Below are 24,166 nucleotides of genomic sequence, written 5' to 3'. Positions count from 1 at the left end.
GCGTTCTGTACTCAGTCACGGGCTCGATCACCCCAGCCGCTACCAAACTGCACGGGCCGGTCTGGCCGCCTCAACGGCGGCCACACTCTACCGCGCCAGTCAGATATGAAGATACAAGCCGGCGGCCGGCCAGCGGGCCGGGGCCATGCGATGCATCGCGTCAATAGCGCTCTTTCACGCCCGTGACCATGGCCTTGATCAGGCGCGTGCGTTCAAGGCGTCCCATCACCAGGGCCGCCGCGGCGTGCACGCCGGCCGCGATCAGCAGGCCGTCACCCAGGGCTTCGTGCAGTTCCTGCATCCAGTCCACGCCCCAGAAGGCATCGGTGGTCTGCAGCCAGCCCGTCAGGCCCAGCGACAGCACCAGCGCCATGAGCAGCAGCATCATCAGCGCGCCCAGCGGGTTGTGCCCCCAGTGCATCTCGGTCTGCCCGCTGAGCAGGCCACGCACGTGCCGGACCACGCGCGACGGGGTGGGGAAAAAATCGGCAAACCGCGCGTGGCGCGAACCGACGAAACCCCAGGCGATGCGCGCCAGCACCAGGCCGGTGGCCAGATAGCCCAGCCACTGGTGCAGCGTCTCGCCATCGTCGACGACGAAGCCGTTGAGCAGCACACAGCCCACCAGCGTCCAGTGGAAGACCCGCACCAGCGGGTCCCACACGCGGCGCTGTTCGGGCGCCAGCGGGCTGGCGCCGGTGCTCACTTGCTCTCCAGCGGCGCAGCGGTGGCGGGGTCGAAATAGATCTCGACCTTCTTGCCCGTCTTGTCATGGCCGTAGATTTCGTAGCAGTTGCCCTTGGTGACCTTGAAGGTCTTGATCTGGTAACCCTGGGTCTCCAGGTCTTTCTTGAACTGGGCTTCGGGCACCCACTTGTCCTTGGGCGCGTTGCAGGCCGGGCCGGCGATGGCGGCGCCGGAGACGGCGACCAACAGGGCGGACAGGGCGGTGAGGCGGGCGATCGATTTCATGTGGGGGCTTTCGATGACACCGGCACATGCCGGCCTGCGCATTGAAAGCCGCGCACATTAGCGCTGCATTAAGGGCTGCGCACACCGTTCAATCGTCCAGTGGCGGCAGCGGTTCGTCCCCCGGGTTGAGCCGCGACGCGCTGTCCTGCAAGCGTTCGAGCAGTGCGCTGAACTGCTGCCGCTCCGCCTCGCTGAACGGGGCCAGCAGCTCGCGCTGGAGGGCCACGATGCGCGGGAACACCTCGCCATGCAGCGCGCGCCCGCGCTCGGTCAGGAAAACGTGCACCTCGCGCCGGTCCGAAGGTCTGGGCTCGCGCCGCAGCAAGCCCTTGTCGACCAGGCTGGTGATGGCGCGCGAGGTGCGGGCCCGGTCCAGCATGGCACGCTGGGCCAGCTCGGACGACTGCACGCCTTCGACCGCGGCCAGGCAGGAGAGCACCCGCCATTCGCGCCGGGTGATGCCATAGTCGCGCTCGCACATGCGCACCACCAGCGGCGAGGCCGTGGCGTGGATGCGGTAGAGCCGGTAGAGAAACAGGTCGTTCTGCTGCAGCGGTGTGTCGATGGAAGCGTGGCGGGTCATGAGGCCTCGGGAAAACACCCAAAACGATTGATTTCTGCAATTGATTGTCTCTCCCTACCATGCAGGGCTTCAGCGGGGAAACACCCGCCCACCCTGGAGACAAGCCATGCACAAACGCACCCTGCTGGCCGGCGCCGCCGCGCTCGCGGCCCTGACCGCCCTGCCCCTGCCCGCGCTCGCGCAGGACAAGCCCCCGCTCAAGATCGTGGTGGGCTTTCCGCCCGGCGGCTCGGCCGACCTGCTGGCGCGCCTGCTGGCCGAGGGCCTGAAGAACGACTTCGCTTCGGTCATTGTGGAAAACAAGCCCGGTGCCGGCGGCCGCATCGCGCTGGGCCAGGTCAAACGCGCGGCACCCGACGGCCACACCGTCATCGTGCTGCCCAGCGGGCCGATGGTGCTGTTCCCGCACGTCTACAAGAAGCTCGACTACGACGCGGTGACCGACTTCACGCCGATCTCCCTGCTCGCCCACTTCCAGTTCAGCGTGGTGGCCGGCCCGGCCTCCGGCGTCAAGAGCGTGGCCGACATGCTGGTCAAGGCCAAGGCCGCGCCGGGCAAGAGCACCTACGGCACGCCGGGTTCGGGCACGCTGCCCCACTTCATGGGCGTGATGTTCGGGCAGAAGGCCGGTGCCGAGCTGACGCACGTGCCCTTCCAGGGCGGGGGCCCGGCCAACACGGCGCTGCTGGGGGGCCACATCGACTACAAGTTCGACGTCGTGACCGAAACCGCCGAACTGCACCGCGCCGGCAAGGTCCGCATCATCGGTGTGACCGGCCCGCAGCGCGACCCGCAGGTGCCCGAGGTGCCGACGCTGAAGGAACAAGGGGTGGACATGGTCGCCACCGCGTGGTTCGCGATGTACGGCCCAGCCGGGCTCAAACCCGAAGTGCGCGACATGATCAGCAGCGCCGTGGCCAAGGCCGTCCGCAGTCCCGCACTGCGCAACCGCCTGATCGAGCAGGGCTACGAACCGGTGGGCTCCTCGCCGGCCGAACTCGCCACCGCGCAGGCCACCGACCTCCAGCGCTGGGAAGGCCCGATCAAGGCCACCGGCGTGCAACTGGACTGACATGCCCCAACGCCCCAACATCATCTACATCGTCAGCGACGACCTCGGCTACGCCGACCTCGGCTGCTACGGCGGCCGCGAAGCCGGCTTCGGCGCGGTGTCGCCGAACATCGACGCGCTTGCTGCCGGCGGCCTGCGCCTGACCGAGGGCTACAGCAACTCGCCCGTGTGCTCGCCCACGCGCTTTGCCATGGCCACCATGCGCTGGCAGTACCGCCTGCGCGGCGCGCTGGAAGAACCCATCAACAGCCGCAGCAAAGGCAGCACCACGCTGGGCCTGCCGCCCGAGATTCCGACCCTGCCCTCGCTGCTGAAAGAGGCCGGCTACCGCACCGCCCTGATCGGCAAGTGGCACCTGGGCTACCCGCCGCACTTCGGTCCGCTGCGCTCGGGCTATGAAGAATTCTTCGGCATCATGGCCGGCGGGGTGGACTACTTCACCCACTGTTCGTCCAACGGCGATCACGACCTCTACCTCAACGACGAGAGCCACCAGGAAGTCGGCTACCTGACCGACGTGTTTTCGAACAAAGCGGTGGAACAGGTCAAGGCGCGCGCCGCCGAAGCCCGCGCCGGCACGCCGTTTTTCCTGAGCCTGCACTACACCGCGCCGCACTGGCCCTGGGAGACGCGCGACGACGCCCACGTGGCACCCGAGGTGGCGAAGAACCTGTTCCACCTGCACGGCGGCAACGTGGAAAGCTACCGCCGCATGATCCACCACATGGACGAAGGCATCGGCTGGTTGGTGGCCGCGCTGCGCGAGGAAGGCTTGCTGGACGACACGCTGATCGTCTTCACCAGCGACAACGGCGGTGAGCGTTTTTCCGACAACTGGCCGCTGGTGGGCGGCAAGATGGACCTGACCGAAGGCGGTATCCGCGTGCCCTGGATCGCGCACTGGCCGGCCGTGATTCCGGCCGGCGCGGTCAGCGGTCAGCACGCCCTGACCATGGACTGGTCGGCCACCCTGCTCGACGTCGGCGGCGGCCAGCCGCATCCCGACTACCTGCTGGACGGCGTGTCGCTGGCAGCGCTGCTGCGCGATCCGGCGCACCGCTTCGACCGGCCCATGGCCTGGCGCATGAACCACCGCGGCCAGCGCGCGCTGCGCGAAGGCGACTGGAAGTACCTGAAGGTGGACGGCCACGAATACCTGTTCAACATCGCGGCCGATCCGCGCGAGCGCGCCAACCGCGCGCCGCTGGAGCCGCAGCGCCTGGCCGCCATGCGCACCCGCTGGGAAGCCTGGGACGCGAGCCTGCCGCCGATCCCGGCCGACGCCACCGTGAGCCTGGGCTACGGTGCGAAGGACATGCCACAGCGCTGAGCGCCGCGCCGCTCAGTGGACCGCGGCGTCCTCCGGGCCGAAGCACTGCGCGTGGTCCCCGCAGTCGGCACAGCTGGGCGACTTGCAGATCAGCACCTGCTCGCGGAGGCACAGCTGCCGGTAGAGGAACTTCTTCCACTTCATGTCGCTGGCGTTCAACGCCTTGAGCGAGGGGAACCAGTGCGCGATCAGTGCCGAGAGCGCGTCGCGCGAAGGCAGGCCCATGTCCTGCCAGAGGTGTCGGTCGCCCAGGCAGGCGCAGGCCAGCAACCAGGCCACGTGGTAAACGTCGGCCTTGCGGCCGGCGCCCCAGTCGGCATGCGTCAGCAGCAGCGCGACCACGTCGTCGATCTCGTCCTGGCGCGACCGCATGCGGCTTTCCAGGAAGCCCCAGTTCAGGCTGGGCCAGGCCGACGCGGTGCGGGTGGTGAGGCTCATGGTGCGCCCTCTCAGGCCTGGGCTGGTGCGTGCGTGTAGCACTTCTTCGGGCAGATGCGCGAGCACGCGGTGCAGCCGATGCACAGTGCCTGGTGGGCGATGGTCATGACCTTGCGCTCGTACTCGTCGTCATCGTCGTCGTCCTCATCGATCCCGATGCGCTCGCCGTCTTCGGTCAGGCCCACGAGTTCGAGCACACCGCGCGGGCAGACCTTGAAGCAGCGGCCGCAGCCGATGCACTTGGTTTCGTCGAGTCCGGCCACGAAGGTCGGCGTCCAGGTGGCGCCGCTGGGCAGGGTGACGGAAAAGGCGTTCATGAGACAGACTCCTTGGCGGTGGATGCGGCAGCGGCCAGGGCACCCGTGGAACCGGCTTCGCCGGGCCACCAGGTGCGTCCCCCTGGGGGGAAGACGCGAAGCGGCGCAGGGGGGTTACGTGGTTGCTGCGGCGGCCGCCTGGCGGGCGGCCATCAGCGCCGCGTGGGCGTCGTGGCAGCGCTGCGCCACCGCCAGGATGTTTTCCCAGCCCGTCGGCAGCTCTTCGGACAGGTCGTGCAGGTCCATCTTGGCCTGCGTCGCCTGGGCGTTGAGCTTCTTCAGGCGTTGCTTGATTTCGTCGGCGGTTTCGCTCATGGGGTTCTCCGTTGGGGCGCCGCGATCAGGCCCCGTATTGCGCGACGTCGGGGTAGGTGCGGATCATCGCAACCGCCTCGTCGAGGAACTTGCCCCCCGCCTCGGCCAGCTTGGCCAGCGACGGAAAGCCGAAGCGGTGCACGTCGCGCAACTGCTTGTTCACCACCACCAGCCGACCGGCCAGCAGCACCATGCGGCCAAAGCCCTCGTGGTGCATCTTCATCATGGGCGAGACCATCTGCCCGGTCTCGCGCTCGATCGCCACGGCGATGGCGTTGTAGAAGATTTCCAGGTGCCACAGCGTTTCGGGGTCGGGGTCGCCCAGCAGGGGAATCGCGCGCCGCTCCTCGGGTGTGAGGATGAAGGGCTTGAGCAGTTGCAGATCGCTCTTGCCGTCCCAGTGGCCGTGGCTGTCCTGCGCCCGCATCTGCTTGATCAGTTGCTGCACGAACGGCGTGGCCAGCCAGACCGCGTCGCTGTCGGCCTCGGGCGGGGTTTCCAGGGTTTCAGCCATGGCTCAGTTCCTCGTCTTCAAAATCGTGGGCCGGTGCGGCATCGCGCATCAGCGCCTTGCGCAGCCAGGGCGGCGGGGTGCCTTGCAGCACCCCCTGGAGCTTGTCCAGGATCTCGGCAATGGGTTCGGGCTGCGCCACCTTGATGGGGTGGATCTTGCTGGCGACCACGCGCGCCGCAGCCGAGCCGCCGATGGCCGCCACGTAGACGATGGCGCAGTCGTGGATGGCGGCCAGCTTGGGCGCGAGCTTGTCCTCGTCACCGTCTTCCTGCAGCGTGTCGCCGAAGTCGAAACGTTCGACGAACCGGTGCTGGCCCCCGGTCATGTCGTAGACCAGGATGTGCTTGGCCCAGCCGAAGTGCGCGTCCACGCGCTCCTGGTCCTGGGTGGCGAAGGCGATCTTCATGGGGTTCTCCTTGGTGAGTCAGGGTCACGGGCAGGGTCCAGGGCTGCAACGGAGCCGGCTTCGCCGGACCACCCGATGCGGCCCCATGACGCGGAGCGGCGCAAGGGCTGGTCCATGTGCTAGGCACTGGCCTCGGCCAGCGGGCTGGGGGGGATGGACTGGGGCGCGGCCGTGCGGGCCAGGGCAGCGCGGTGCGCCTCGGGCGTGAGCGGCCAGTCGCCCGCGTGGTGGTGCGGGATCTGTTCGATCATCAGGTTGGCGATCTCGAAGATCAGATTCATCGTCCCGCGGTAACCCACCTGCACGCGGTGCGCGTTGCCGATGCGGTCGAACACCGGGAAGCCCATGCGCAGCAGCGGCTTGCCCAGACGCTGCGCCGCCTGCCGGCCATGCGCGTGGGTCACGATCAGGTCGCAGTCCTTCGCGCCCCGTTCCAGGTCTTCCAGATCGCCCAGCAGCACGGTCTCGGCTGGCAACAGCGCGTGCGACGCCGACTGCGTGGTGCTGATACAGCAGCGCAGTTCGGCGCCCATCTCGTGCAGCAGCGCGCCGATGGCCAGCAACAGGTCGGGTTCGGCGCCGATGGCCACCGTCATCCCCCCGGTGTAGAAGTGGCCGTCCAGCATGGCGTCCAGCAACTGGCTGCGCTGGCGGCGGTATTTGGCCGGCACCGGGCGGCCGCTGTGCTGCGACAGGCGCATCAGCAAACGGTCGTTGGCCTCGATGCCGGTCAGGCGCTCGAAGATCTGAAACGGCGCGCCGCTGATGGCCTGCAGCGCCTCGGCGCCTTCGCGGGTCTGCTCACCGACACCGATGGTCCAGGACGAGGCGCCGGCCGCGCGGATGTCGTCCAGCGAGGTGCCACCCAGCGTGGTGCCGCGCCAGTCGGGCGGGATGTGGCCATCCAACGAACCCGACAGGTCGGGCAGCACGATGGCCTTGAGACCGAAGGCTTCGATGATCTCGCGCAGTTCGTCGATGTCGCCCGGCGACAGGTGGCTGCCCGGCAGCAGCGTCACCTGATCCTGCACCAGCGGCAGCGGCTTGACCAGCGAGTTCACGATGCCGGTGATGGCGTGTTTGAAACCATCCTCGAACGCGCCCACGTAGTCGGGTGTGGACACGTAGATGATTTCGGTGTCGGCCAGCTCGGGGTGCTTCTGGCGCGCCAGCGCGAGGAAGCCGTTGACGTCGTCGCCCTTGGTCTCGGTCAGACCGGTGGAGCAGATCGCGATCAGCTTGGGCGCCGCGCGCTTGCGGATGTTGAGCAGCGCGGCCTCGATGTTCTCGTAACCGCCGAGGATGGTGGTCACCTCGTTCATGGCCGTGGTCTGCAGCGGGATGGCTTCCTTGAAGTGCCGCACCAGCAGCACCAGACCGAAGGACGTGCAGCCCTGCGAGCCGTGCATGACCGGCATGCAGGCATCCAGCCCGAGGAAGGCCATGCTCGCACCCAGCGGCTGGCTCATCTTGAGCGGGTTGACCGTGCAGGCTTTCTTGGATTCGACGACGTGTGCCATGGCGCGCTCCGTTCAGACCGGGACTTCTTCGGGTTCGAGACCCATGGCTTTGGCTGCCACGGACGCCAGGTGCGCCGTCGATGCGGTCGGCGCCACGGCCCCCAGGGTCTCACCGTCGTCGCCCCAGGGCGCGGCGATGCGCACGCGCTGCCAGACCGGGTTGGCCAGCGTGCGATCGATCTGGTGCACCAGCTCGACCATGCCCTCGTAGCCGGCGTAGGCGTAATAACGCTCCTGGTTGATGTCCAGCCAGGGCATGCGCGCCTTGAGCGCGACGAACTGCGAGCGGCCGCCGCTGAGCATGATGTCGGCGCGTGCGTCCTTGAGCATGGCGTACATCTCGCGCGGCGTCATGTCGTCGATCATGTGGGCGTCGGCGCCTTCGCCCATGATCTCCTTGAGCTTTTCCTTGTCTTCCTTGGTGCTCTTCTTGACGCTGGTGCCAACGATCTCCATGCCACCTTCCTGCAGCGCCGCCACCACCGACCAGGACTTCACGCCGCCGGTGATCAGCAGCACGCGCTTGCCGGCCAGGCGCGCCTTGTATTCGGCGATGCGCTTGTAAGCCCGCGCCTCTTCCACCTCGATCAGGCGTTCGGTGCGGTCCAGCAGTTCGGCGTCGGCCCCCTGCTGCACCAGCAGCTTCGCGATCTGGCGCAGCGTCTCGCTCATGTCGCTGATGCCGTAGAACGAACCCTCGAAATACGGGATGCCGTAGCGCTGCTGCATCTTGGTCGCGATGTTGATCATCGACTTGCTGCAGACCATCATGTTCACCCTGGCGCGGTGGGCCGAAGCGATCTGTTTGTACTTGCCGTCGCCGCTGATGCACGAGAGGATGCGGATGCCCAGCGCATCCAGCAGCGGCTTGACCTGCCAGAGCTCGCCGACCAGGTTGTACTCGCCGATGATGTTGATGTCGTACGGCGTCGTGAACGCGGGTTCGCGGGTGCCGATGACGTGGTCCAGCAGCGCCTCGGCGCCCAGCTTGTTGCCCAGGTTCTTGGGGCCGGCAAAGCCCGGCGCGTTGACCGGGATCACCGGCTTGCCGAACTTTTCGGCCGCGCGCTGGCAGACCGCCTCCACATCGTCGCCCGTGAGCGCAGTGACGCAGGTCTGGTAGACGAAGACCGCCGGCGGGTCGTACTTCTCGATAATTTCGCGGATCGACTTGAACAACCGCTTCTCGCCGCCGTAGATCACGTCGAGTTCGTTGATGTCGGTGGTGAAGCCGGTGCGGTAGATCTGCGAGTGCGAGGACGCGCTGTGGCGGTTGTCCCAGCTGTTGCCCTCGCAGGCGATCGGCCCGTGCACCAGGTGGGCCACGTCGGCCACCGGCTGCAGCGCGATCTTGGCGCCGTCAAACGCACACCCGCCGGCGGCCGCGCCGGGCGAAAGCTGCTTGGTGCAGCCCTTCTTGCGTTCCTTCTCGCTCTTGCCCTGGTTGATGTCGCACCCAGGCTCCTCGAACACTTCAGCGATTTTGGCTTTGAGGGAAACCGACATGGCGCGCTCCTGTCAATGGGGTTGCAGGGCTCTTTGCAGATTTGATGCCAGGTTCATTGGGCGGTTTTCAGGCTGTTTGGCGGTGGTTCTGTGAAGGGTTTGAAGCAATCCCGACGGATGGTTTGCGACAAGGCAAGAAGATCCGGCGTCGGCCCCCCAGCCGGTTCAGCCGCTCGACCAGCGATCTGCGCCGCCGCCAACGGTGGACGCCCGCTTTCGCGGGTGTGACGGGGTGAAATGCGCGGCGTGCGCGGCGTGCGCGGCGTGTTCAGCGCTTTGGCGCTTGTTGCTAAACATCCGTGGGCAGAGGTTGGCCCGCCTGGTGCAGGGCGATCCAGCGCTGGAGTTCGGCCACGTGCCCCGCCTCTTCGTCGGCGAACTCCTGGGCCAGCGCCCGCAGCTCGGGGTCGACGGTCTGCTGCATGACATCGCTGTAGTAATCCAGCCCACTCTGTTCGGCGGCCAGTGCCACCTGCAGCGCCTGCTCGCGCCCCAGCATCGGGTCGGCCGCCCAGATCGCTGCGGCCTCGGGGCTCTCGATGTCGGGCCAGGTGTAGTCCTCGGGACGCAGCGGCGGCAGTTCGCGGTAACCGGCACGCTCGCGCGCGTCGGCCAGGTGCAGCAAGGAATAGTTCGCCAGTTGCCGGAACAGGCGTCCCACCTCGCGGTTGCCCTGGGTGGTCATGGCATCGGCCAATTGGCCGAAGCGCAGCGCCGCCTCCTGTTCGATGCGGATGGCGTGCGCCAGAAAGGCTTCAACGGATTCCATGATGTTCCTCGTGGAGAAGAAAAAATGCCAACCCCGCGGGCCCGCATCGGCCCGCCGACACGGTCCACGGCGGGGCACCTTCAGACATGCAGGCCGAACCAGCCCGGCTCGCGCCGCCGCAGGTCGGCCACCAGCGCCAGCGTGGCGGGCACCAGGGCACGCACGCCGTACCAGACGGCTTCCTGCCGGGTGGGGTCGTCGCTTTCCAGCAGCCGCTGCAAACGCCCCCAGCCCTGCCAGTCGATGCGGTCCAGACGCAACACCAGCGGCGGCGCCAGGTGCGCCAGGGTCTGCGCCATCACCAGCAGGTGGGCTTCAACCGCGTTGAGCGTGGCCGTGCTGTCGAACAGTTCGTGCTCGGCCTGCATCGGCTGCAGCAGCGTCTCGATGGCCTGGCCGCTGTGGATCAGGATGTCGCTTTGCAGGCGGTGAAGCATGGGCGCCTTCCCGTCACAGGTTGTCGGCCAGCACGTCCAACGCCAGCAGTTGCTGGTGCAGCGCATGCCGGGCGCGCCAGTGCGCGGGGGCGCACAGCCAGGGGTCGGCCCCTTCAAACGCGCCCACCGCTTCGGTGTCCGTCCAGTAGAGGCGGTGCGTGCCCGGCCGGACCTGCAGCGCCGCTTCGAACGCGGAGCGCACGCTGACCGGTTCCTCGCTGAGCACGCCCCGGCCCAGCAGGTGGTCGGCGCGGTACAGCGGGTGTTCCCAGCCGTAGCGCGCACCCAGTGCGCACAGGGCCGGGCAGGCGGCCTGCGCGGCGGCGTCCACCGTGTCGTGCCCCTGGTCGGCCAGCAGCTCGGCCACCGTCGCAACATCGTGGATTTCCCACGCGGCCAGCGGGTCGGTGGCGGCCACCTTGCGCGCGAAATCGGCGTCGTCGTAGGCGAACCAGGCCGTGGCGTGGTCTTCCGCCAGCCCGATGGACACGACATGGATCACGGCGCCCGCTCCAGACCGCGCCCGTTCATTCCACCCCCTCGGCAGCCGCCTTGTCCCACAGCACCTGGCGCAGGCGCTGGGCGATGCCCGCCGGGCTGGCGTCGAAGGCCGCTTGCGCGGCCATCAGCGCCGCCCGCGCCACCGACGCCTCGGCAGCGGTCAGCGGCAGGCGGCCCGCCATGTGCGTGGCGTCCGGCACCGCCACCAGGATCGCCTGGCGGTTGGGGTGCTCGGTCACCGGCACCAGCCGGTCGGCCTCGGGCGCGCCGGCCAGGCAGACCCAGCCGCCGGTCACCTCGACCGCGCGACCGTCCCGCGTGTGTTTCACCAGGGTGGTGTCCATGTGTCGAACTCCCAGTTGATCTCGTCACGCCCGTTGCACATCCAGCGCCACAGCCGCACGTACCAAGGCATGGCTGTCGAGATCGGATCCTCTGCTTCGTGAGCGACGTCCATGACCATCTCCAGGCAACAAGACATTGACAAGGCAAGGATCCAGTGGAACCGGCTCCGCCGGGCCACACGCATCGCCTCCTGGGGGGGTGACGCGCGCAGCGCGGCGCGGGGGGACCCATTCAACGAATGATGTCGTACGAGTAGTCGGTCTTGCCCGTGACGATGGTGTTCGCGTCCAGGGTTTCAAAGAACTCGTCGAGCAGGTTGACCAGCAGGCGCATGCCGCCTTCGTAGCCCCAGGTCGGGAAGCGGTGGTAGTGGTGGCGATCAAAAATCGGGAACACCAGGCGCACCAGCGGCGTGCCGGTATCACGCTCCAGGTACTTGCCGTAGGTGTTGCCGATCAGGAAGTCCACCGGCTCCGTGAACAGCAGGCTGCGCAGGTGCCACAGGTCGCGCTTGGGGTAAACCTTGCAGCCGGCACCATAGGGCGAGCTGTCGAACACCGCCTGCACCTTGGCAGCCCAGGCGTCGTTGCCGTTGGTGGCCAGCACGTGGGCCGGCTCGGCGCCCAGCTCCAGCAGGAACTGCGTGTAGCCCAGCATCTGGTCCGGATCGCCGTACAGGGCGTAGCGCTTGCCGTGCAGGTGGGCCTGGCTGTCGGCCATGGCGTCCACCAGCAGACCGCGTTCGCGCTCCAGTTCGGCCGGCACCGGCTTGCCGGTCAGGCGACTGATGGCCATCACGAACGCATCGGTGCCGGCCACGCCCACCGGGGCATTGAGCGCCACCACTTCCTGGCCTTTTTCAACCAGGTACTTGCTGGTCTTCTCGCAGCAGTACTCCTGGAACACGATGGTCGCCTTGGCGTGCAGGCCAGCGATCACCTCTTCCTTGGTCGTGCCGCCTTCGTACATGCGGAACTCGCCGTCGGTGGGCGTGCTCCACGAGCCCGAGGGATCGCACAGCACGTTCACCTTGACGCCGAACAGGTCGAAGATGCGGCGGATTTCCTTCATGTTGCCAACGACGAACCCGTCGAAGCCGGCGATGAAGTTGATGCTGTCGTCGGGCACGCGGGTCAGCGCCTCGGTGGTGCCGGCCTTGCCGTCCCAGAAATGCTGCAGCACGCCCACCAGCGCGTTGTCGTAGCCGGTGATGTGGCTGCCGACGAAAGCCGGGGTGTGGGCGAACGGCACGTCGAACTCGGCGGGAACCGAGCCCTTTTCCTTGGACGTCTTGATGAAGGCGTTCAGGTCGTCACCGATCACCTCGGCCATGCAGGTCGTGCTGACCGCGATCATGTCGGGCTTGTACAGGTTGTAGGCGTTGGCCAGGCCGTCGACCATGTTGTTCAGGCCACCGAACACGGCTGCGTCTTCCGTCATGGACGAGGACACGCAGGACGTCGGTTCCTTGAAGTGGCGCGAGAAGTGCGAGCGGTAGTAGGCCACGCAGCCCTGCGAGCCGTGCACAAAGCTCAGGGTCTTGTGGAAGCCGTTGGCGACGTAGACGGCGCCCAGTGGCTGGCAGGCCTTGGCCGGGTTGACGGTCAGCGCTTCGCGGGCGAAGTTCTTGGCCTTGTAGTCCTCGGTCTTGGTCCATTCGATGACCTGACCGACCTTGTCGTCGCTGTGGTTGTATTCGAACTGCTCCTTCTTGTTCTTGAACAGTTCCTGGTACTCGGGCTCACGGAACAGCAGTTCGTGGTCGAGGATCTTGTCGGCGGATTGGGGCATGACGCTCTCCTTGAAAACGGTGTGGTGTCAGTTCTTCCAGGGCGCCTTGGTCAGGCTCCAGATCGGCGAGCTGATCGCCATGTCCATGTCGCGGGCGAAGATAGCGAAGCCGTCGTAGCCGTGGTAGGGGCCGCTGTAGTCCCAGCTGTGCATCTGGCGGAAGGGCACGCCCATCTTCTGGAACACGTACTTTTCCTTGATGCCCGAGCCGATCAGGTCGGGCTTGACCTTGTCGACGAAGTGCTCGAACTCGTAGCCGGTCACGTCGTCATAGATCAGCGTGCTGTCCTTGATGTAGTGCGTGGTGCGCTGGTAGTCGTCGTTGTGACCGAACTCGTAGCCGGTGCCGACCACTTCCATGCCCAGGTCTTCGTAGGCGCCGATCACGTGGCGCGGACGCAGGCCACCCACGTACAGCATCACCTTCTTGCCCTGCAGGCGTGGCTTGTACTTGTCGATGACGGCCTGCATCAGCGGCTTGTACTTGGCGATCACGGCTTCGGTCTTGGCCTTGATGGCGTCGTCGAAATGGCTGGCGATTTCGCGCAGGCTCTTCTCGATCTGGGTCGGGCCGAAGAAGTTGTATTCGCACCAGGGAATGCCGTACTTCTCTTCCATGTGCCGGCTGATGTAGTTCATCGAGCGGTAGCAGTGCAGCACGTTGAGCTTGGCCTTGGGCGTGTTCTCCAGCTCGGCGATGGTGCCGTCGCCGGACCATTGCGCGATCACACGCAGGCCCATTTCTTCGAGCAGGATGCGGCTCGACCAGGCATCGCCACCGATGTTGTAGTCACCGATGATGGCCACGTCGTACGGGGTGGAGACGAAGTCGGGGCGCTTGTTGGGGTCGGTCTTGTCGAACACCCAGTCGCGGATGGCGTCGTTGGCCAGGTGGTGGCCCAGCGACTGGCTCACGCCGCGGAAACCTTCGCAGCGCACGGGCACGATGGTCTTGCCTTCGTACTCCTTGCTCTTCTTCTTCGAGACGGCTTCGATGTCGTCGCCGATCAGGCCGATCGGGCATTCGGACTGGATCGAAATGCCCTTGTTCAGCGGGAACAGTTCCTGGATCTCGTCGATGATCTTGTCGAGCTTCTTGTCACCGCCGAAGACGATGTCTTTTTCCTGGAAGTCGGAGGTGAACTGCATCGTCACGAAGGAGTCCACCCCGGTCTGGCCGATGTAGTAGTTGCGGCGCGCCGCCCAGCTGTACTGGCCGCAGCCCACCGGGCCGTGCGAGATGTGCACCATGTCCTTGATCGGGCCCCAGACCACGCCCTTGGAGCCGGCGTAGGCGCAGCCGCGGATGGTCATCACGCCGGGCAGCGACTTGATGTTGGACTTCACGCCGCAATCGGGCTTGCCCTCTTCGTAGAGGTTCAGGTGCTTGGCTCGGCGCTTGGCCATCTTCTCGGGATAGGCCTTGAGCACTTCTTCGATCAGGGCCTTGTTGGCGGCCTTGCGCTCTTCAACGGTGGCGGTCATGGGTCACTCCATTGGATGGTGGGGTCTGGGGCCGCGCCGCGCCGGCCTGTGGGTCCGGCGGGCGCGGCGCTCGGGAAACTCAGGCAGCGGCCAGTTCGGCGGCGCTCTTGCCGACCTGCGACTCGTCCACGGCCTGCATGATCCCGTGCTCCATCAGCAGGTCTTCGAGCTGGTCCATGGTGATGGGGGTCGGGATGGTGCCGTTGCCGGCATTGGCATGGACCTTCTGGGCCAGCGTGCGGTATTCGCCGGCCTGCTTGCTTTCGGAGGCGTACTCCAGCACGGTCATGCGGCGCAGTTCGGCGTGCTGCACGATGTTGTCGCGCGGCACGAAGTGGATCAGGCGGCTGCCCAGCATGCCGGCCAGGGAATCGGCCAGTTCGTATTCCTTGTCGGTCTTGCGTTCGTTGCAGACCAGGCCGCCCAGGCGCACGCCGCCGCTGTTGGCGTACTTCAGGATGCCCTTGGAAATGTTGTTGGCCGCGTACATGGCCATCATCTCGCCCGACATCACGATGTAGATTTCCTGCGCCTTGTTTTCGCGGATGGGCATGGCGAAGCCGCCGCACACCACGTCACCCAGCACGTCGTAGGACACGTAGTCCACGCCGTCGTAGGCGCCGTTTTCCTCCAGGAAGTTGATCGAGGTGATCACGCCCCGGCCGGCGCAGCCCACGCCCGGTTCCGGGCCGCCGGATTCCACGCAGCGGATGTCGCGGTAGCCGATCTTCATCACGTCTTCCAGCTCCAGATCCTCCACCGAACCGGCTTCAGCGGCCAGCGAGAGGATGGTGTCCTGCGCCTTGGCGTGCAGGATCAGGCGGGTCGAGTCGGCCTTGGGGTCGCAGCCGACGATGAGGATCTTCTGGCCCATTTCGGCGAGGGCGGCCAGGGTGTTTTGCGAGGTGGTGGATTTGCCGATGCCACCTTTGCCGTAGAAGGCGATTTGACGAAGCTTAGCCATGTCAGTACTCCAAGAAAGGAAGGGTTGAAACCAAGGTTGCGAAACTCCGCGACCAGGTCAGCCTGACGTGCCTATAGGTCTTCTTATCGGATCACGCATCGGCCGGACTTGTGTCCGCGCAGCCCGTCCATCGCAGCTTCCGTGCCATGCTTTTTCGGCCACTTCAGCGGCCCTTATCCACGGGGTTTCGCGTGCCGATTTCCCAGTGAAATCAAGGCTCTCCGCATGGCAGGGCAAGCCGCGCCCGGGCTTTGTTCCGAATCCGACAAAGCCCGCGCCCTGCGTCGCAAACGGCACGGGGCCGGCGCCGTTTGTGTCGGGTTTGCAGCCCCTGCGGGCGCTGCGGGCGGGTGGTACGTTCATTGCAGACAGGCGCTTCCAGGACACCGGCCATCCGGCCGCCCTCAACCCCGCTCAGGAACCGCCATGACCGACTCGACCGTGCTCAATGAGATCGATGAAACCGCCTTCGCCCGCCTCGAAGCCGAAGGCCGTCTGCTCAACCCCGTGCTCAAGGCCCCGACCCACGTGGCCGGCCGCTTCGGCTTCCGGGGCGAACTCGCGCTGCGCTTTGCCGCCAAGCTCGCCGACGAGGCCCGCCCGCCCGAACTCACCTGCGACCAGGTGATGGCCATCGCCACGCGCGGCGACGACAAGCTCCCGTTCTTCTGCGGCTGGCTGCTGTCCTTCGAATCGCTCAAGGACGTGGCCGAAGCCCTGGGCGACACGCTCAGCGCTGGCGGCAAATACTTCCTCTACTGCGACAACATCGACCTGAGCAAGAAGTACCAGGTGCCCTACAAGGGCGCGATGTTCTACGTGCTGCCCATCCTGGAGAACACGGTCTACAACGAGATGCTCGAGCTGCTCTATCTGGAAAAGACCGAGCTCAAGAAGAAGGACACCGCCGGCAAGCTCGACGCCGTGGCTAACGCCGCGCTGAAGTTCGACGTCACCTTCGACACCATCACCTACGAAGAGGGCCTGCAGCTCATGGGCCCGGTGCGCAACCCGAACGAGAACCGCCCCGTCTGAGTGGCCCGCCGGTAGTCATGGACGCGGAACAGGCCCAGCCCCACCGCTGGTACACCACCAACCTGGTGGGCGTGCCGGCGCCCGTGCTGGCCAGCGCCGCGTTCAACGCGCACCCCTTGGCCCTGGCCATCGCCGGGGTGCGCGAAACCCACCCCGGCCTGTTCCAGCTGATGGAGCGTTCGCCCGACCTGCCCGCCGCCGCCGAGGTTTTCGTGCACTACCTGGACATCGCCTTCGGCCTGCGCGCCCCGGCACCCGCCGAAGCCGCCACGCTCGGCGCGGCCGAACGCCGCCGCTGGCGCAGCAGCTGGCGCCGGCTGCTGCAGGGCTGGGGCATCGACACCGGCAGCCAGGCCGGCGCCGTGCTCAAGGGTTGGGTCGAAAGCCGCTTCGGCCTGGTGCCCACCCACCACCGCGTACCGCTGGCGCGCTTCCCGTCGCCGGGCTGGATCGCCTACCTCGAAGACAAGGCCGCCAGCCGCCTGCACAACAACAACATCCACCAGCAGTTGGACCTGCTCTACACCTTCTGCCAGTGGGCCCTGCAGCGCTTCGGCCTGGCCGGGCACGCGGCGGCGGGCGCGGCACACCTGCGCCTGTGGCGCGGCAGCACCCGCTGCGACGAGCAGATCGTCGCCGGCAGCCTGCGCCCGGCGGCCACAGCGCCCCGGGGCCCGGGCCGGCGCTGCACCGTGCGGCTTAACAGCCTGGTCTCGTTCAGCCTCTCGGCCGACGACGCGGGCTGTTTCGGCGACTGGGTGTTCGAAGCCCTGGTGCCCGCCTGCAAGGTGTTGTTCTTCCCCGGCCTGCTGCCCGGCCACTGGCTGCATGGCGAGCAGGAGGTGCTGGCCCTGGGTGGCGACTACGACGTGGTGGCACGGTATGACTGAGGCCCGCCCCCACCGCTCCGCGCAGGAAACCCCCGCCGGCACCCTGTTCGACCGAGCGCTGGGCGCCTACCTGGGCCTGGCCATCGGCGACGCGCTGGGCGCCACGGTGGAGTTCATGCGCCCGCGCGAGATCCAGGCCTGCCACGGCGTGCACCGCGACATCGTCGGCGGCGGCTGGCTGCGCCTGGCGCGCGGCCAGGTGACCGACGACACCACCCTGAGCCTGGCCCTGGGCGACGCCCTGCTGCGTGGCGGCGCGGCCGGCATCGCCCGCCTGGGCACCCACGGCGACCACACCCTGGTGCACACCATCGGCCAGGGCTTTGCCGACTGGCTGCGCGCCCGCCCGGTCGACTGCGGCCACACCTGCCGCCGCGGCATCCTGCGCTTTCTGCACGAAGGCAGCCTGCAAGGCCCGCCCAACGCGGGCGATGGCGGCAACGGCGCGCTCATGCGCAACCTGCCCGTGGCCCTGGCCACCCTGGGCGACGACGCGGCCTTCCAGCGCGTGTCGCTGGCGCAGGCGCGCCTCACACACCACCACCCGCTGTCCGACGCCGCCGTGATCGGCGTGGGCCACCTGCTGCGCGCGGCGCTGGCGGGCGAAGCCTCTGCTGCCTGGCACCAGCGCCTGCGCGACTGGGTGGCCACCGTGCCCGCCTTCCGCTTCACCCCCTACCCGGGCCGCGCCACCGCCTACGTCGTGGACACGGTGCAGACCGTGCTGCATTTCGCCAGCGCGCACGACGACTTCGAGACCGCGCTGATCGCCACCGTCAACCAGGGCGACGACGCCGACACCACCGGCGCCCTCGTCGGCATGCTGGCCGGCGCCCGCTGCGGCGCGGCGCGCCTGCCCGCGCGCTGGCTGCACCGCCTGCAGCCGGCCACGGTGCGCGCCATCACCGACCAGACCAGCGGCCTGCTGGCCCTGGCCGACCAGCTCGTCACACCCACCCCCGCCTGACCCGGAGCCCCCCATGGCCCACATCGTCTTCTACGAAAAACCCGGCTGCGGCGGCAACGCCCGCCAGCGCGCCGCGCTGGAAGCCGCCGGCCACACGCTGGAACGGCGCAACCTGCTGACCGCTCCCTGGACACGCGAAGCCCTGCTGGCGTTTCTGGCGCCGCTGCCCGTGGCCGACTGGTTCAACCGCTCGGCACCGCGTGTCAAAAGTGGCGAGGTGCTGCCCGAAGCGCTGGACGCCGACGCCGCCCTGGCCCTGCTGATCGCCGAGCCGCTGCTCATCCACCGCCCGCTGATGCAGCGCCATGACGACGGCAGCCGCCTCGCCGGCTTCGACCCCGCTGCCGTGCACGCCTGGGTCGGCCTGGCCAGCCCGGTGCCGCCCGCGTCGCTCGACACCTGCCCCTCGGCCCGCCACCGCTGCCCCGCGGCCGACACCCCCACCGAAGGAGCCACCCATGCCCCTGTTTGACTACCACTGCACCGCCTGCCACGCCGACTTCGAGCGGCTGGTGCGCAGCGGCGCCACGCCCACCTGCCCGCACTGCGGCAGCACCGCGCTGGACAAAACCGTTTCGCGCATCGCGCCCGCCGGCAAGATCGAAGCCATCCGCCTGGCCCACCGGCGCGCCGCCGACGCCGCCGGCATGTTCAGCAACTACAGCCCGTCCGAGCGCGCGCGCCTGCTCAAGGGCAAATCGGTGTAGTGGGCCCCACCGATCTCCTGTGCTGGCTCGAAAGCCCCGACGGCGCGCCCCTGCTGGCGGCGTTCCAGCAGCGCCCGATCCGGCGCGGCCAGGCAATCAGCCGGCAGACACGAACGCCGCGCAACCCCAGACTGGCCGCACCACAGTCCCAGCCACCCGCCCCCATGCACGCCACCACCGCCCCCAGTGACCGCTACCTCAGCTTCAAAGGCATCGATGTCGATGGCCAGTGCCAGCGCATGATGGCGCGCATCGGCAGCCACACCGACGGTCTGGACGATCCGTTCTGGCGCTACTTCTTCCAGCGCCGCGCCGCCACCCGGGGCATGCGCTGCGACGACCTCCTGCTGCTGGCCAGCTTCGTCAACCCGATCCGCGAGCTGTTCGAAGACCAGGGCGACGACACCGGCCTGGCCTGGCTCGACCAGCTCGAAAACGAGTGCTTCTGACCCCACCGCCCAGGCCCGCTGGCGGGGCATGCCTCTTGCATCGGCAGGGCCCCCCCCCTTTCACGAAACCCCGACCAGTGAACGCCCCGTCCGACACAGGGCCCGAAGCCTTCTTCCGCGAACAGCGTGACGCCTTCACGCACACCCTGGACACCCAGGGCCCCGAAGCCGCCCTGCTGCAGGCCTGGGACAGCTTCGACGGCAATGTGGCGATCCAGTGCGAAGGCCAGCCCCCGGTGGACTGCGCCAAAGGCTGCGCCAGCTGCTGCGCGCTGCGCGTCACCGCGCTGGCGCCCGAAGTGTTTGTGCTGGCCGACTGCCTGCGCGCCACCGCCCCCGCCCTGCAGCGCCACGGCATCGACCTCATCGGCGCCGTGCGCGAAGCCGACGCCGCCACCCGCGGACTGGACGAGACCGCCCGCGTCGCCGCCCGCCGCCGCTGCGCCTTCGTCGTCCAAGGTGTGTGCCTCATCCACCGCGCGCGGCCCCTGGCCTGCCGCGGCCACGCCTCACACGACCGGCGCGCCTGCGCCGACGCCGCGGCCGGCCGCGTGGATCAAGTGCCCTTCTCCGGCCCGCACCGCACGGTCCGCCTGCTGCTGCAGGCCGCCCTGCAGGCCGCGCTGCGCGACCAGGGCAAAGCCTGGGGCGCCTACGAACTCAACCACGCCCTGGTGCTGGCGCTGGACCGGCCCGACGCGCAGGCCGCGTGGCAACAGGGCGAAGACCCGCTGGCCGATGCGGCGGCGGATCTGGAGCTGCGGGAGGCGATGGCGGCGGGGTTTGATGAGATGCGGCGGTGAAGGCGGGGCTGCGGACGACCCGTTGTCGATTCAACGCGCTGCGTTGAAGGACTGTTCTGCAGCGATAGCGGAAGTCCACTTCGCGGGTACGAAACGGTAGTCTGCCGGGCTCACTCCGTCCTGCCAGATAGCGGCAAGCCGATGGGGCGGTGCCTTTCTGAAATTCGCGTACCTCAGCGCTTGCACCTGCTGCGCCGCTAGCCGCCGCGACACACTCGCTTTGAGCGAATTGTCAGTCGCTGCATACTGCAGGATCGAACAACGAAATTTCTCAAATCTTCCGTCATGTCACTCAACTACTTCATTGAGGTTGCCGTATCTGCTGAGACGACAAACACGGAGCGAGGCCGTATCCTGGAACGGTTCGCCCGGAGTTTTCTTGAAACGCAGAACTACAGCGTGCAGGAAGAAGTCCGCCTGACTGCATCAGAGGTCGATCTGTTAGGAACAGAGAAGACAACTGCCGAGCGGATCTTTGTCGAATGCAAGGCACATCGCTCCACAATTTCAAGTGAAGTACTACAAAAGCTGCTGGGGAACGTGTACTTCAAAGGGCATTCATCTGGGTGGTTGCTATCCACGTTTTCCCTGGGAAAGGATGCGAAGGGATTCGAGGACGAATGGAACCAAAAAACCCCAGAAGAAAGGCGAAAGCTCCGCATCTATCCGCCGGAGCGCCTCATAGAGCGTCTCGTATCAGCCCGAGTTATTGTGGACGCATCCACTCTACAGGTTGACCGGGCTCGATTCAGGGTGGGTAGTGAAGCATTCTTGCTTCTAACGCAGAACGGGGAATTCTGGGCATTGCCTGTATTAGAGCCTGTGATTGGCGTCAGAAGCTCCGCACTCCTATTTCACGCCCAAACGGGCGCACGCGTAACGGAGTCAGCAACTTTAGAGCGGATCGGGAGAACGGATACATCGCTAGCGGCTCTGCCATGGATATCAGAAGCGGCCGACTCTCAGGCGGTTGCAACAAACAAACTTCGATCTGATCTTGAAAGCATAGTGCGAGTACCTATGGCGGATCACTGGGCCGACTATCGACCAGCCAGACCAGAGGACTTTGTTGGGCGTGAAACCGTCCAGTCGGGTGTCTTCCAATTCTTCGATTCGGTCCGAGACCGCACTACAGGTACAAGATTGATAGCGTTGAAAGGACCGTCTGGATGGGGTAAGAGTTCGAGTGTATTGAAGATCGCCTCTCGTGCGGCGAATGTACGAAACAAGGGAAAGTACTTTGTCTTCACCGTCGATTCAAGAGCGGCCACGACTAGCAGATTTCCAGAACTTGCGGTAATCACGGCTGTTAAGGCAGCCGTTAACAGTGGATTCATTCGAGCAGACAAATCACTTGAGTTCGGGGGGGCCTCAAGCCTCTTTTCAACGCCCGTCATGCAAGGGCTTGCCGAGATGCTTCAGAGTGAAGAAAAGGTTTTGTGCGTGTTCTTCGATCAATTTGAGGAGCTTTTGTATAAGGCCGACTTGGGCGAGGTTTTCAACGAAATGCGGCGCATCTGTGCTGCCGTTGAGGAGGCCCAAACAAACTTGGTTATTGGTTTCTCGTGGAAGACTGACGGCGTTATACCAACCGAACACAATGCATATCACATGTGGCATTCCCTCTCGGATCGCCGGTTTGAGATTGAGTTGTCGCCCTTCACTGAACGAGAAGTGACGCTCGCGATAAATCGATTCGCTAAAGAGCTTGGGCAGCCAGTCATTCCACAGCTCCGGCGAGTGCTTCAAGATCACTGCCAAGGTTTCCCGTGGCTCTTAAAGAAACTTTGCATCCACATACTTGAATTATCAAAGAGTGGGATTGAGCAGCTCGATATTCTTAACCGATCGATTAACATTCAATCCTTGTTTAAGAAAGATCTAGAAAACCTTTCTTCATCGGAAGGTGGATGCTTAAAGCAAATTGCCCAGGAGTCGCCTGCAGAATTTTTCAAGATTGTGCAGAACTTTGGTGATGAAGTCGTTTCGCGTCTTGTCGATAAGCGACTAGTCATTCGAAGCGGCACGCGATTGACAATCTATTGGGACATTTTTCGCGACTACATTCTGACCGAGAAGATCCCGTACATCCCAGTTACGTATGTGCCGCAGGCGAATTTCGGTCGCTACGCCAACGCGCTCGCATATATGGTCGGAAAGGCAGAACTAACCTATGCAGACCTCGGGTCCCGTATGCACCTAAGCCTGGGTGCTACTGACAACCTTGTGCGGGATCTGGCGAATGTGGGGCACGTTGAAGCGAACCGAAAGGAAGCGCGGATTGTTCCTCTGTTCAAAGACGAGCAGCAAGCTATCGACATTGCGTTTGCGTTCTGGCGATCACACGACATTGTGCGGCGCTTAAATGCGAGCAGCCCTACAGATGGATCGCTGACAGATCAGGAATTTGAAGACATTTATCGCTCTGCAAGTAAGCGCACTGAGCTTGGAGAACGCACTGTCCACACATACTTAGTCCGAGTTGTCGGATGGCTCCGCGGCCTTGGAATCATTGCTCAGATTGGTAAGACGTACATGCTCCGGGACCTTGCGCAGAGCACAGTTCGATCGCTTGACGAAGCGGGGTCAATGAGGCCGCGGCATTCGGATTTTTTCCTTGGAGAAGCTCCACCGAGCAAGGTTGTGGAGGGGTTCCGGTCGCTGTGCGCAGGTCCCGTAACACGTGCTGATATGGAAGCCAAACACGGACGAAACACGTGCTACGTGCTGATCAAACTTGGTTTGATGCGGGCAGACGGAGAATCACTGGTTTGCGTACCTACATCCGACGCAGAACGCATAGTGGCGCAGCGTGCGAAAGCGACGCCGACCGTTTCTGCGGCAACCGAGCTGCTGCGCGTGAAGGGAAGCATGTCGGGCTTGGAGTTGGGTTGCGAACTCGCCGAGAGATTTGGCGCGAAATGGTCCGAAGGATCGCAAAGGCGCTGCGGGACAGCCTTGCGACAGTGGGCAGAGTGGACCAGTGAGATCGACGCTGCGTTCGGGGTCTAGGTCACTTGCGAATCCTCGGCGGTAACGTCATTCGAATGAGCGTCGGCCTTTGCCAACACGGGCCTTCAACTCTCGGCCGGGAATGGGCTGCTCAACAAGACCGCTCTCAGCCTTGACCTGCCCTCCGAGTATCGACGGGCAGGTCCGCAGCGGTTGCAGCCATTCAACATACTCGCTCAGATTTGGGGTTGAGTCTCTAGTCCCGTAGAATCGACCAAAAGAGATTTGGGTGATGTTTCGGAGTTTCTATGCCTGTAAAATAATTCGTAAAAGTCTCTGAAACCAAGACTACAAAACACATGCAGGATGTTTGCGCGCTCAACCTATCCTACACGCGAAGATTGGCCTACAGATTTTGCGACACATGCTAATAAATTGACTACACAGGAGACGCAATGCCAGCTGAACTCGCAATAGCAACCTTTGAGCCGCTAGAATGGGTGAACGAATACACGCAGCCAGCCATGCGCATCGATCAGGAGGTTTTCGGACCGATCCTACACTTCTCCCTGATGTGGAATCTGTTTGAACGAGACGCCTGCGGCAAGGAGGCAACTCCATCCAGTATCGAGAAAGCGGTTCAATCAGCGTTCGCAGCCGGAAAGCTATCGCTCGCTCCGTTCCAAGAGCATCTGCAGTACTTTCAAGATCGCTCTCAACGAGGTGAATTGACTATCGAGCAATACCTTAATGCACTGAAGATGACAAATGCAAGCGCGCGACACCTTGTGGGTGGTGTTCTCGCAGGAACGCTAACCGATCCAAATAATGCGATTCATGCTCTTCTGCTCATTGCTCACCGAATCCGAAATAACCTTTTCCACGGAGAGAAAGACGTCGCGATGCTCCACACCCAAGTTCACCTTTTTCGCGCTGTGAACTCCCTGCTTGCCACATATCTTCACACTACCAAGAGTGCGGCCTAGCTGTGATGTCTCAATAGGTTGTTAACCCGGAAGGGTCTGGGAGACTGGAGTTACGACGCTTCAGAACTCTCAGAGGAATCCCCCCGGATGAACAGCCACAAGAATGCCAGAA

29 protein-coding genes are annotated in these 24,166 nt (G+C 65.3%); 11 read left to right on the top strand and 18 right to left on the bottom strand.

The features are described from left to right. Nucleotides 1–160: 160 nt before the first annotated feature. The 3 genes from L0977_RS24240 to L0977_RS24230 form a co-directional block, all read right to left on the bottom strand. Nucleotides 161–706, bottom strand: a complete 546-nt coding sequence (locus L0977_RS24240) for a cytochrome b/b6 domain-containing protein (protein ID WP_234267508.1) — start codon at nucleotides 704–706, stop codon at nucleotides 161–163. Beyond that, nucleotides 703–972: a PepSY domain-containing protein gene (locus tag L0977_RS24235; RefSeq protein WP_234267507.1), complete on the bottom strand. Its 270-nt coding sequence runs from the start codon at nucleotides 970–972 to the stop codon at nucleotides 703–705. Before L0977_RS24235 ends, L0977_RS24240 begins: the two co-directional genes overlap by 4 nt. 88 nt (nucleotides 973–1,060) lie before the next feature. Beyond that, nucleotides 1,061–1,555, bottom strand: a complete 495-nt coding sequence (locus L0977_RS24230) for a MarR family winged helix-turn-helix transcriptional regulator (RefSeq protein ID WP_234267506.1) — start codon at nucleotides 1,553–1,555, stop codon at nucleotides 1,061–1,063. Between the two features lie 106 nt (nucleotides 1,556–1,661). Between L0977_RS24230 and L0977_RS24225 the strand changes: the two genes are divergently transcribed. Both L0977_RS24225 and L0977_RS24220 read left to right on the top strand, forming a co-directional pair. Then, a complete protein-coding gene (locus L0977_RS24225) occupies nucleotides 1,662–2,627 on the top strand; it encodes a Bug family tripartite tricarboxylate transporter substrate binding protein (RefSeq protein ID WP_234267505.1) in 966 nt (321 codons plus the stop codon). A 1-nt stretch (nucleotide 2,628) separates the two neighbouring features. Continuing rightward, nucleotides 2,629–3,957 (top strand): sulfatase family protein, encoded by a 1,329-nt coding sequence (locus L0977_RS24220; RefSeq protein WP_234267504.1) that lies wholly within the window; start codon nucleotides 2,629–2,631, stop codon nucleotides 3,955–3,957. A gap of 12 nt (nucleotides 3,958–3,969) precedes the next feature. Here L0977_RS24220 and L0977_RS24215 read toward each other — a convergent pair whose 3' ends face one another. The 15 genes from L0977_RS24215 to nifH form a co-directional block, all read right to left on the bottom strand. Continuing rightward, on the bottom strand, nucleotides 3,970–4,395 hold the full coding sequence (locus tag L0977_RS24215; RefSeq protein WP_234267503.1) for a nitrogen fixation protein NifQ: 426 nt from the start codon (nucleotides 4,393–4,395) through the stop codon (nucleotides 3,970–3,972). Between the two features lie 11 nt (nucleotides 4,396–4,406). Further along, nucleotides 4,407–4,712 (bottom strand): ferredoxin III, nif-specific, encoded by a 306-nt coding sequence (fdxB, locus tag L0977_RS24210; RefSeq protein ID WP_234267502.1) that lies wholly within the window; start codon nucleotides 4,710–4,712, stop codon nucleotides 4,407–4,409. Nucleotides 4,713–4,826: 114 nt separating this feature from the next. After that, nucleotides 4,827–5,027, bottom strand: coding sequence for a CCE_0567 family metalloprotein (locus L0977_RS24205; RefSeq protein WP_234267501.1), 201 nt, complete (start codon nucleotides 5,025–5,027; stop codon nucleotides 4,827–4,829). Nucleotides 5,028–5,052: 25 nt separating this feature from the next. Then, nucleotides 5,053–5,541 (bottom strand): NifX-associated nitrogen fixation protein, encoded by a 489-nt coding sequence (locus L0977_RS24200; RefSeq protein ID WP_234267500.1) that lies wholly within the window; start codon nucleotides 5,539–5,541, stop codon nucleotides 5,053–5,055. Next, nucleotides 5,534–5,947 carry a nitrogen fixation protein NifX gene (nifX, locus tag L0977_RS24195; RefSeq protein WP_234267499.1) on the bottom strand — a complete coding sequence of 138 codons (414 nt, stop codon included), beginning with the start codon at nucleotides 5,945–5,947 and terminating at the stop codon, nucleotides 5,534–5,536. Before nifX ends, L0977_RS24200 begins: the two co-directional genes overlap by 8 nt. A 119-nt stretch (nucleotides 5,948–6,066) precedes the next feature. Then, nucleotides 6,067–7,467 carry a nitrogenase iron-molybdenum cofactor biosynthesis protein NifN gene (gene nifN, locus L0977_RS24190; RefSeq protein WP_234267498.1) on the bottom strand — a complete coding sequence of 467 codons (1,401 nt, stop codon included), beginning with the start codon at nucleotides 7,465–7,467 and terminating at the stop codon, nucleotides 6,067–6,069. A gap of 12 nt (nucleotides 7,468–7,479) precedes the next feature. Then, the gene (gene nifE / locus L0977_RS24185; RefSeq protein ID WP_234267497.1) at nucleotides 7,480–8,973 is read right to left on the bottom strand and encodes a nitrogenase iron-molybdenum cofactor biosynthesis protein NifE; all 1,494 of its coding nucleotides are present in this window, start codon (nucleotides 8,971–8,973) and stop codon (nucleotides 7,480–7,482) included. 289 nt (nucleotides 8,974–9,262) lie between these two features. Then, nucleotides 9,263–9,742: a ferritin-like domain-containing protein gene (locus tag L0977_RS24180; RefSeq protein WP_234267496.1), complete on the bottom strand. Its 480-nt coding sequence runs from the start codon at nucleotides 9,740–9,742 to the stop codon at nucleotides 9,263–9,265. A gap of 80 nt (nucleotides 9,743–9,822) precedes the next feature. Continuing rightward, nucleotides 9,823–10,179, bottom strand: a complete 357-nt coding sequence (locus tag L0977_RS24175) for a hypothetical protein (RefSeq protein ID WP_234267495.1) — start codon at nucleotides 10,177–10,179, stop codon at nucleotides 9,823–9,825. Nucleotides 10,180–10,192: 13 nt separating this feature from the next. Continuing rightward, nucleotides 10,193–10,681, bottom strand: coding sequence for a hypothetical protein (locus tag L0977_RS24170; protein ID WP_234267494.1), 489 nt, complete (start codon nucleotides 10,679–10,681; stop codon nucleotides 10,193–10,195). Nucleotides 10,682–10,706: 25 nt separating this feature from the next. Continuing rightward, the gene (locus L0977_RS24165) at nucleotides 10,707–11,024 is read right to left on the bottom strand and encodes a hypothetical protein (RefSeq protein WP_234267493.1); all 318 of its coding nucleotides are present in this window, start codon (nucleotides 11,022–11,024) and stop codon (nucleotides 10,707–10,709) included. Next, the gene (locus tag L0977_RS25500; protein WP_267966561.1) at nucleotides 11,006–11,137 is read right to left on the bottom strand and encodes a hypothetical protein; all 132 of its coding nucleotides are present in this window, start codon (nucleotides 11,135–11,137) and stop codon (nucleotides 11,006–11,008) included. Before L0977_RS25500 ends, L0977_RS24165 begins: the two co-directional genes overlap by 19 nt. A gap of 119 nt (nucleotides 11,138–11,256) precedes the next feature. Further along, a complete protein-coding gene (gene nifK, locus L0977_RS24160; RefSeq protein WP_234267492.1) occupies nucleotides 11,257–12,816 on the bottom strand; it encodes a nitrogenase molybdenum-iron protein subunit beta in 1,560 nt (519 codons plus the stop codon). 27 nt (nucleotides 12,817–12,843) lie between these two features. Continuing rightward, the gene (gene nifD / locus L0977_RS24155; protein WP_234267491.1) at nucleotides 12,844–14,301 is read right to left on the bottom strand and encodes a nitrogenase molybdenum-iron protein alpha chain; all 1,458 of its coding nucleotides are present in this window, start codon (nucleotides 14,299–14,301) and stop codon (nucleotides 12,844–12,846) included. A 79-nt stretch (nucleotides 14,302–14,380) separates the two neighbouring features. Continuing rightward, nucleotides 14,381–15,265, bottom strand: coding sequence for a nitrogenase iron protein (nifH, locus tag L0977_RS24150; RefSeq protein ID WP_234267490.1), 885 nt, complete (start codon nucleotides 15,263–15,265; stop codon nucleotides 14,381–14,383). Nucleotides 15,266–15,691: 426 nt separating this feature from the next. Between nifH and L0977_RS24145 the strand changes: the two genes are divergently transcribed. The 9 genes from L0977_RS24145 to L0977_RS24105 all read left to right on the top strand — a co-directional run bounded on the left by L0977_RS24145 (nucleotide 15,692) and on the right by L0977_RS24105 (nucleotide 24,054). Continuing rightward, the gene (locus L0977_RS24145) at nucleotides 15,692–16,300 is read left to right on the top strand and encodes a hypothetical protein (RefSeq protein ID WP_234267489.1); all 609 of its coding nucleotides are present in this window, start codon (nucleotides 15,692–15,694) and stop codon (nucleotides 16,298–16,300) included. Nucleotides 16,301–16,317: 17 nt separating this feature from the next. After that, nucleotides 16,318–17,190 (top strand): NAD(+)--dinitrogen-reductase ADP-D-ribosyltransferase, encoded by an 873-nt coding sequence (locus L0977_RS24140; RefSeq protein WP_234267488.1) that lies wholly within the window; start codon nucleotides 16,318–16,320, stop codon nucleotides 17,188–17,190. Next, a complete protein-coding gene (draG, locus tag L0977_RS24135; protein WP_234267487.1) occupies nucleotides 17,183–18,157 on the top strand; it encodes an ADP-ribosyl-[dinitrogen reductase] hydrolase in 975 nt (324 codons plus the stop codon). Before L0977_RS24140 ends, draG begins: the two co-directional genes overlap by 8 nt. Before the next feature lie 13 nt (nucleotides 18,158–18,170). Further along, nucleotides 18,171–18,629 (top strand): hypothetical protein, encoded by a 459-nt coding sequence (locus L0977_RS24130; protein ID WP_234267486.1) that lies wholly within the window; start codon nucleotides 18,171–18,173, stop codon nucleotides 18,627–18,629. Beyond that, nucleotides 18,616–18,864, top strand: a complete 249-nt coding sequence (locus L0977_RS24125) for an FmdB family zinc ribbon protein (protein ID WP_234267485.1) — start codon at nucleotides 18,616–18,618, stop codon at nucleotides 18,862–18,864. Before L0977_RS24130 ends, L0977_RS24125 begins: the two co-directional genes overlap by 14 nt. After that, the gene (gene cowN, locus L0977_RS25650; protein WP_234267484.1) at nucleotides 18,864–19,313 is read left to right on the top strand and encodes a N(2)-fixation sustaining protein CowN; all 450 of its coding nucleotides are present in this window, start codon (nucleotides 18,864–18,866) and stop codon (nucleotides 19,311–19,313) included. The genes L0977_RS24125 and cowN overlap by 1 nt, the downstream gene beginning before the upstream one ends. 77 nt (nucleotides 19,314–19,390) lie before the next feature. Then, nucleotides 19,391–20,116 carry a YkgJ family cysteine cluster protein gene (locus L0977_RS24115; RefSeq protein WP_234267483.1) on the top strand — a complete coding sequence of 242 codons (726 nt, stop codon included), beginning with the start codon at nucleotides 19,391–19,393 and terminating at the stop codon, nucleotides 20,114–20,116. Between the two features lie 285 nt (nucleotides 20,117–20,401). After that, the gene (locus L0977_RS24110; RefSeq protein WP_234267482.1) at nucleotides 20,402–23,128 is read left to right on the top strand and encodes a restriction endonuclease; all 2,727 of its coding nucleotides are present in this window, start codon (nucleotides 20,402–20,404) and stop codon (nucleotides 23,126–23,128) included. 395 nt (nucleotides 23,129–23,523) lie between these two features. After that, nucleotides 23,524–24,054: a hypothetical protein gene (locus tag L0977_RS24105; RefSeq protein ID WP_234267481.1), complete on the top strand. Its 531-nt coding sequence runs from the start codon at nucleotides 23,524–23,526 to the stop codon at nucleotides 24,052–24,054. Nucleotides 24,055–24,166: the final 112 nt, after the last annotated feature.

The sequence above is a fragment of the Hydrogenophaga sp. NFH-34 genome (assembly GCF_021401345.1).
Classification (GTDB): domain Bacteria; phylum Pseudomonadota; class Gammaproteobacteria; order Burkholderiales; family Burkholderiaceae_C; genus Hydrogenophaga; species Hydrogenophaga electricum.
The sequence above is the reverse complement of the archived record's forward strand: the minus strand, read 5'-3'. Positions and strand labels throughout refer to the sequence as shown.

What these genes read in the sequence shown, in the direction of transcription:
- L0977_RS24145 (WP_234267489.1), top strand. Translation starts at nt 15,692, where the DNA reads ATGACCGACTCGACCGTGCTCAATGAGATCGATGAAACCGCCTTCGCC.
- draG (WP_234267487.1), top strand. Translation starts at nt 17,183, where the DNA reads ATGACTGAGGCCCGCCCCCACCGCTCCGCGCAGGAAACCCCCGCCGGC.
- L0977_RS24175 (WP_234267495.1), bottom strand. Translation starts at nt 10,179, where the DNA reads ATGCTTCACCGCCTGCAAAGCGACATCCTGATCCACAGCGGCCAGGCC.
- L0977_RS25500 (WP_267966561.1), bottom strand. Translation starts at nt 11,137, where the DNA reads ATGGACGTCGCTCACGAAGCAGAGGATCCGATCTCGACAGCCATGCCT.
- nifX (WP_234267499.1), bottom strand. Translation starts at nt 5,947, where the DNA reads ATGAAGATCGCCTTCGCCACCCAGGACCAGGAGCGCGTGGACGCGCAC.
- L0977_RS24140 (WP_234267488.1), top strand. Translation starts at nt 16,318, where the DNA reads ATGGACGCGGAACAGGCCCAGCCCCACCGCTGGTACACCACCAACCTG.
- L0977_RS24225 (WP_234267505.1), top strand. Translation starts at nt 1,662, where the DNA reads ATGCACAAACGCACCCTGCTGGCCGGCGCCGCCGCGCTCGCGGCCCTG.
- L0977_RS24220 (WP_234267504.1), top strand. Translation starts at nt 2,629, where the DNA reads ATGCCCCAACGCCCCAACATCATCTACATCGTCAGCGACGACCTCGGC.
- L0977_RS24105 (WP_234267481.1), top strand. Translation starts at nt 23,524, where the DNA reads ATGCCAGCTGAACTCGCAATAGCAACCTTTGAGCCGCTAGAATGGGTG.
- fdxB (WP_234267502.1), bottom strand. Translation starts at nt 4,712, where the DNA reads ATGAACGCCTTTTCCGTCACCCTGCCCAGCGGCGCCACCTGGACGCCG.
- nifH (WP_234267490.1), bottom strand. Translation starts at nt 15,265, where the DNA reads ATGGCTAAGCTTCGTCAAATCGCCTTCTACGGCAAAGGTGGCATCGGC.
- L0977_RS24215 (WP_234267503.1), bottom strand. Translation starts at nt 4,395, where the DNA reads ATGAGCCTCACCACCCGCACCGCGTCGGCCTGGCCCAGCCTGAACTGG.
- L0977_RS24205 (WP_234267501.1), bottom strand. Translation starts at nt 5,027, where the DNA reads ATGAGCGAAACCGCCGACGAAATCAAGCAACGCCTGAAGAAGCTCAAC.
- L0977_RS24110 (WP_234267482.1), top strand. Translation starts at nt 20,402, where the DNA reads ATGTCACTCAACTACTTCATTGAGGTTGCCGTATCTGCTGAGACGACA.
- L0977_RS24180 (WP_234267496.1), bottom strand. Translation starts at nt 9,742, where the DNA reads ATGGAATCCGTTGAAGCCTTTCTGGCGCACGCCATCCGCATCGAACAG.
- nifN (WP_234267498.1), bottom strand. Translation starts at nt 7,467, where the DNA reads ATGGCACACGTCGTCGAATCCAAGAAAGCCTGCACGGTCAACCCGCTC.
- L0977_RS24200 (WP_234267500.1), bottom strand. Translation starts at nt 5,541, where the DNA reads ATGGCTGAAACCCTGGAAACCCCGCCCGAGGCCGACAGCGACGCGGTC.
- nifK (WP_234267492.1), bottom strand. Translation starts at nt 12,816, where the DNA reads ATGCCCCAATCCGCCGACAAGATCCTCGACCACGAACTGCTGTTCCGT.
- nifD (WP_234267491.1), bottom strand. Translation starts at nt 14,301, where the DNA reads ATGACCGCCACCGTTGAAGAGCGCAAGGCCGCCAACAAGGCCCTGATC.
- nifE (WP_234267497.1), bottom strand. Translation starts at nt 8,973, where the DNA reads ATGTCGGTTTCCCTCAAAGCCAAAATCGCTGAAGTGTTCGAGGAGCCT.
- L0977_RS24165 (WP_234267493.1), bottom strand. Translation starts at nt 11,024, where the DNA reads ATGGACACCACCCTGGTGAAACACACGCGGGACGGTCGCGCGGTCGAG.
- L0977_RS24230 (WP_234267506.1), bottom strand. Translation starts at nt 1,555, where the DNA reads ATGACCCGCCACGCTTCCATCGACACACCGCTGCAGCAGAACGACCTG.
- L0977_RS24130 (WP_234267486.1), top strand. Translation starts at nt 18,171, where the DNA reads ATGGCCCACATCGTCTTCTACGAAAAACCCGGCTGCGGCGGCAACGCC.
- L0977_RS24235 (WP_234267507.1), bottom strand. Translation starts at nt 972, where the DNA reads ATGAAATCGATCGCCCGCCTCACCGCCCTGTCCGCCCTGTTGGTCGCC.
- L0977_RS24125 (WP_234267485.1), top strand. Translation starts at nt 18,616, where the DNA reads ATGCCCCTGTTTGACTACCACTGCACCGCCTGCCACGCCGACTTCGAG.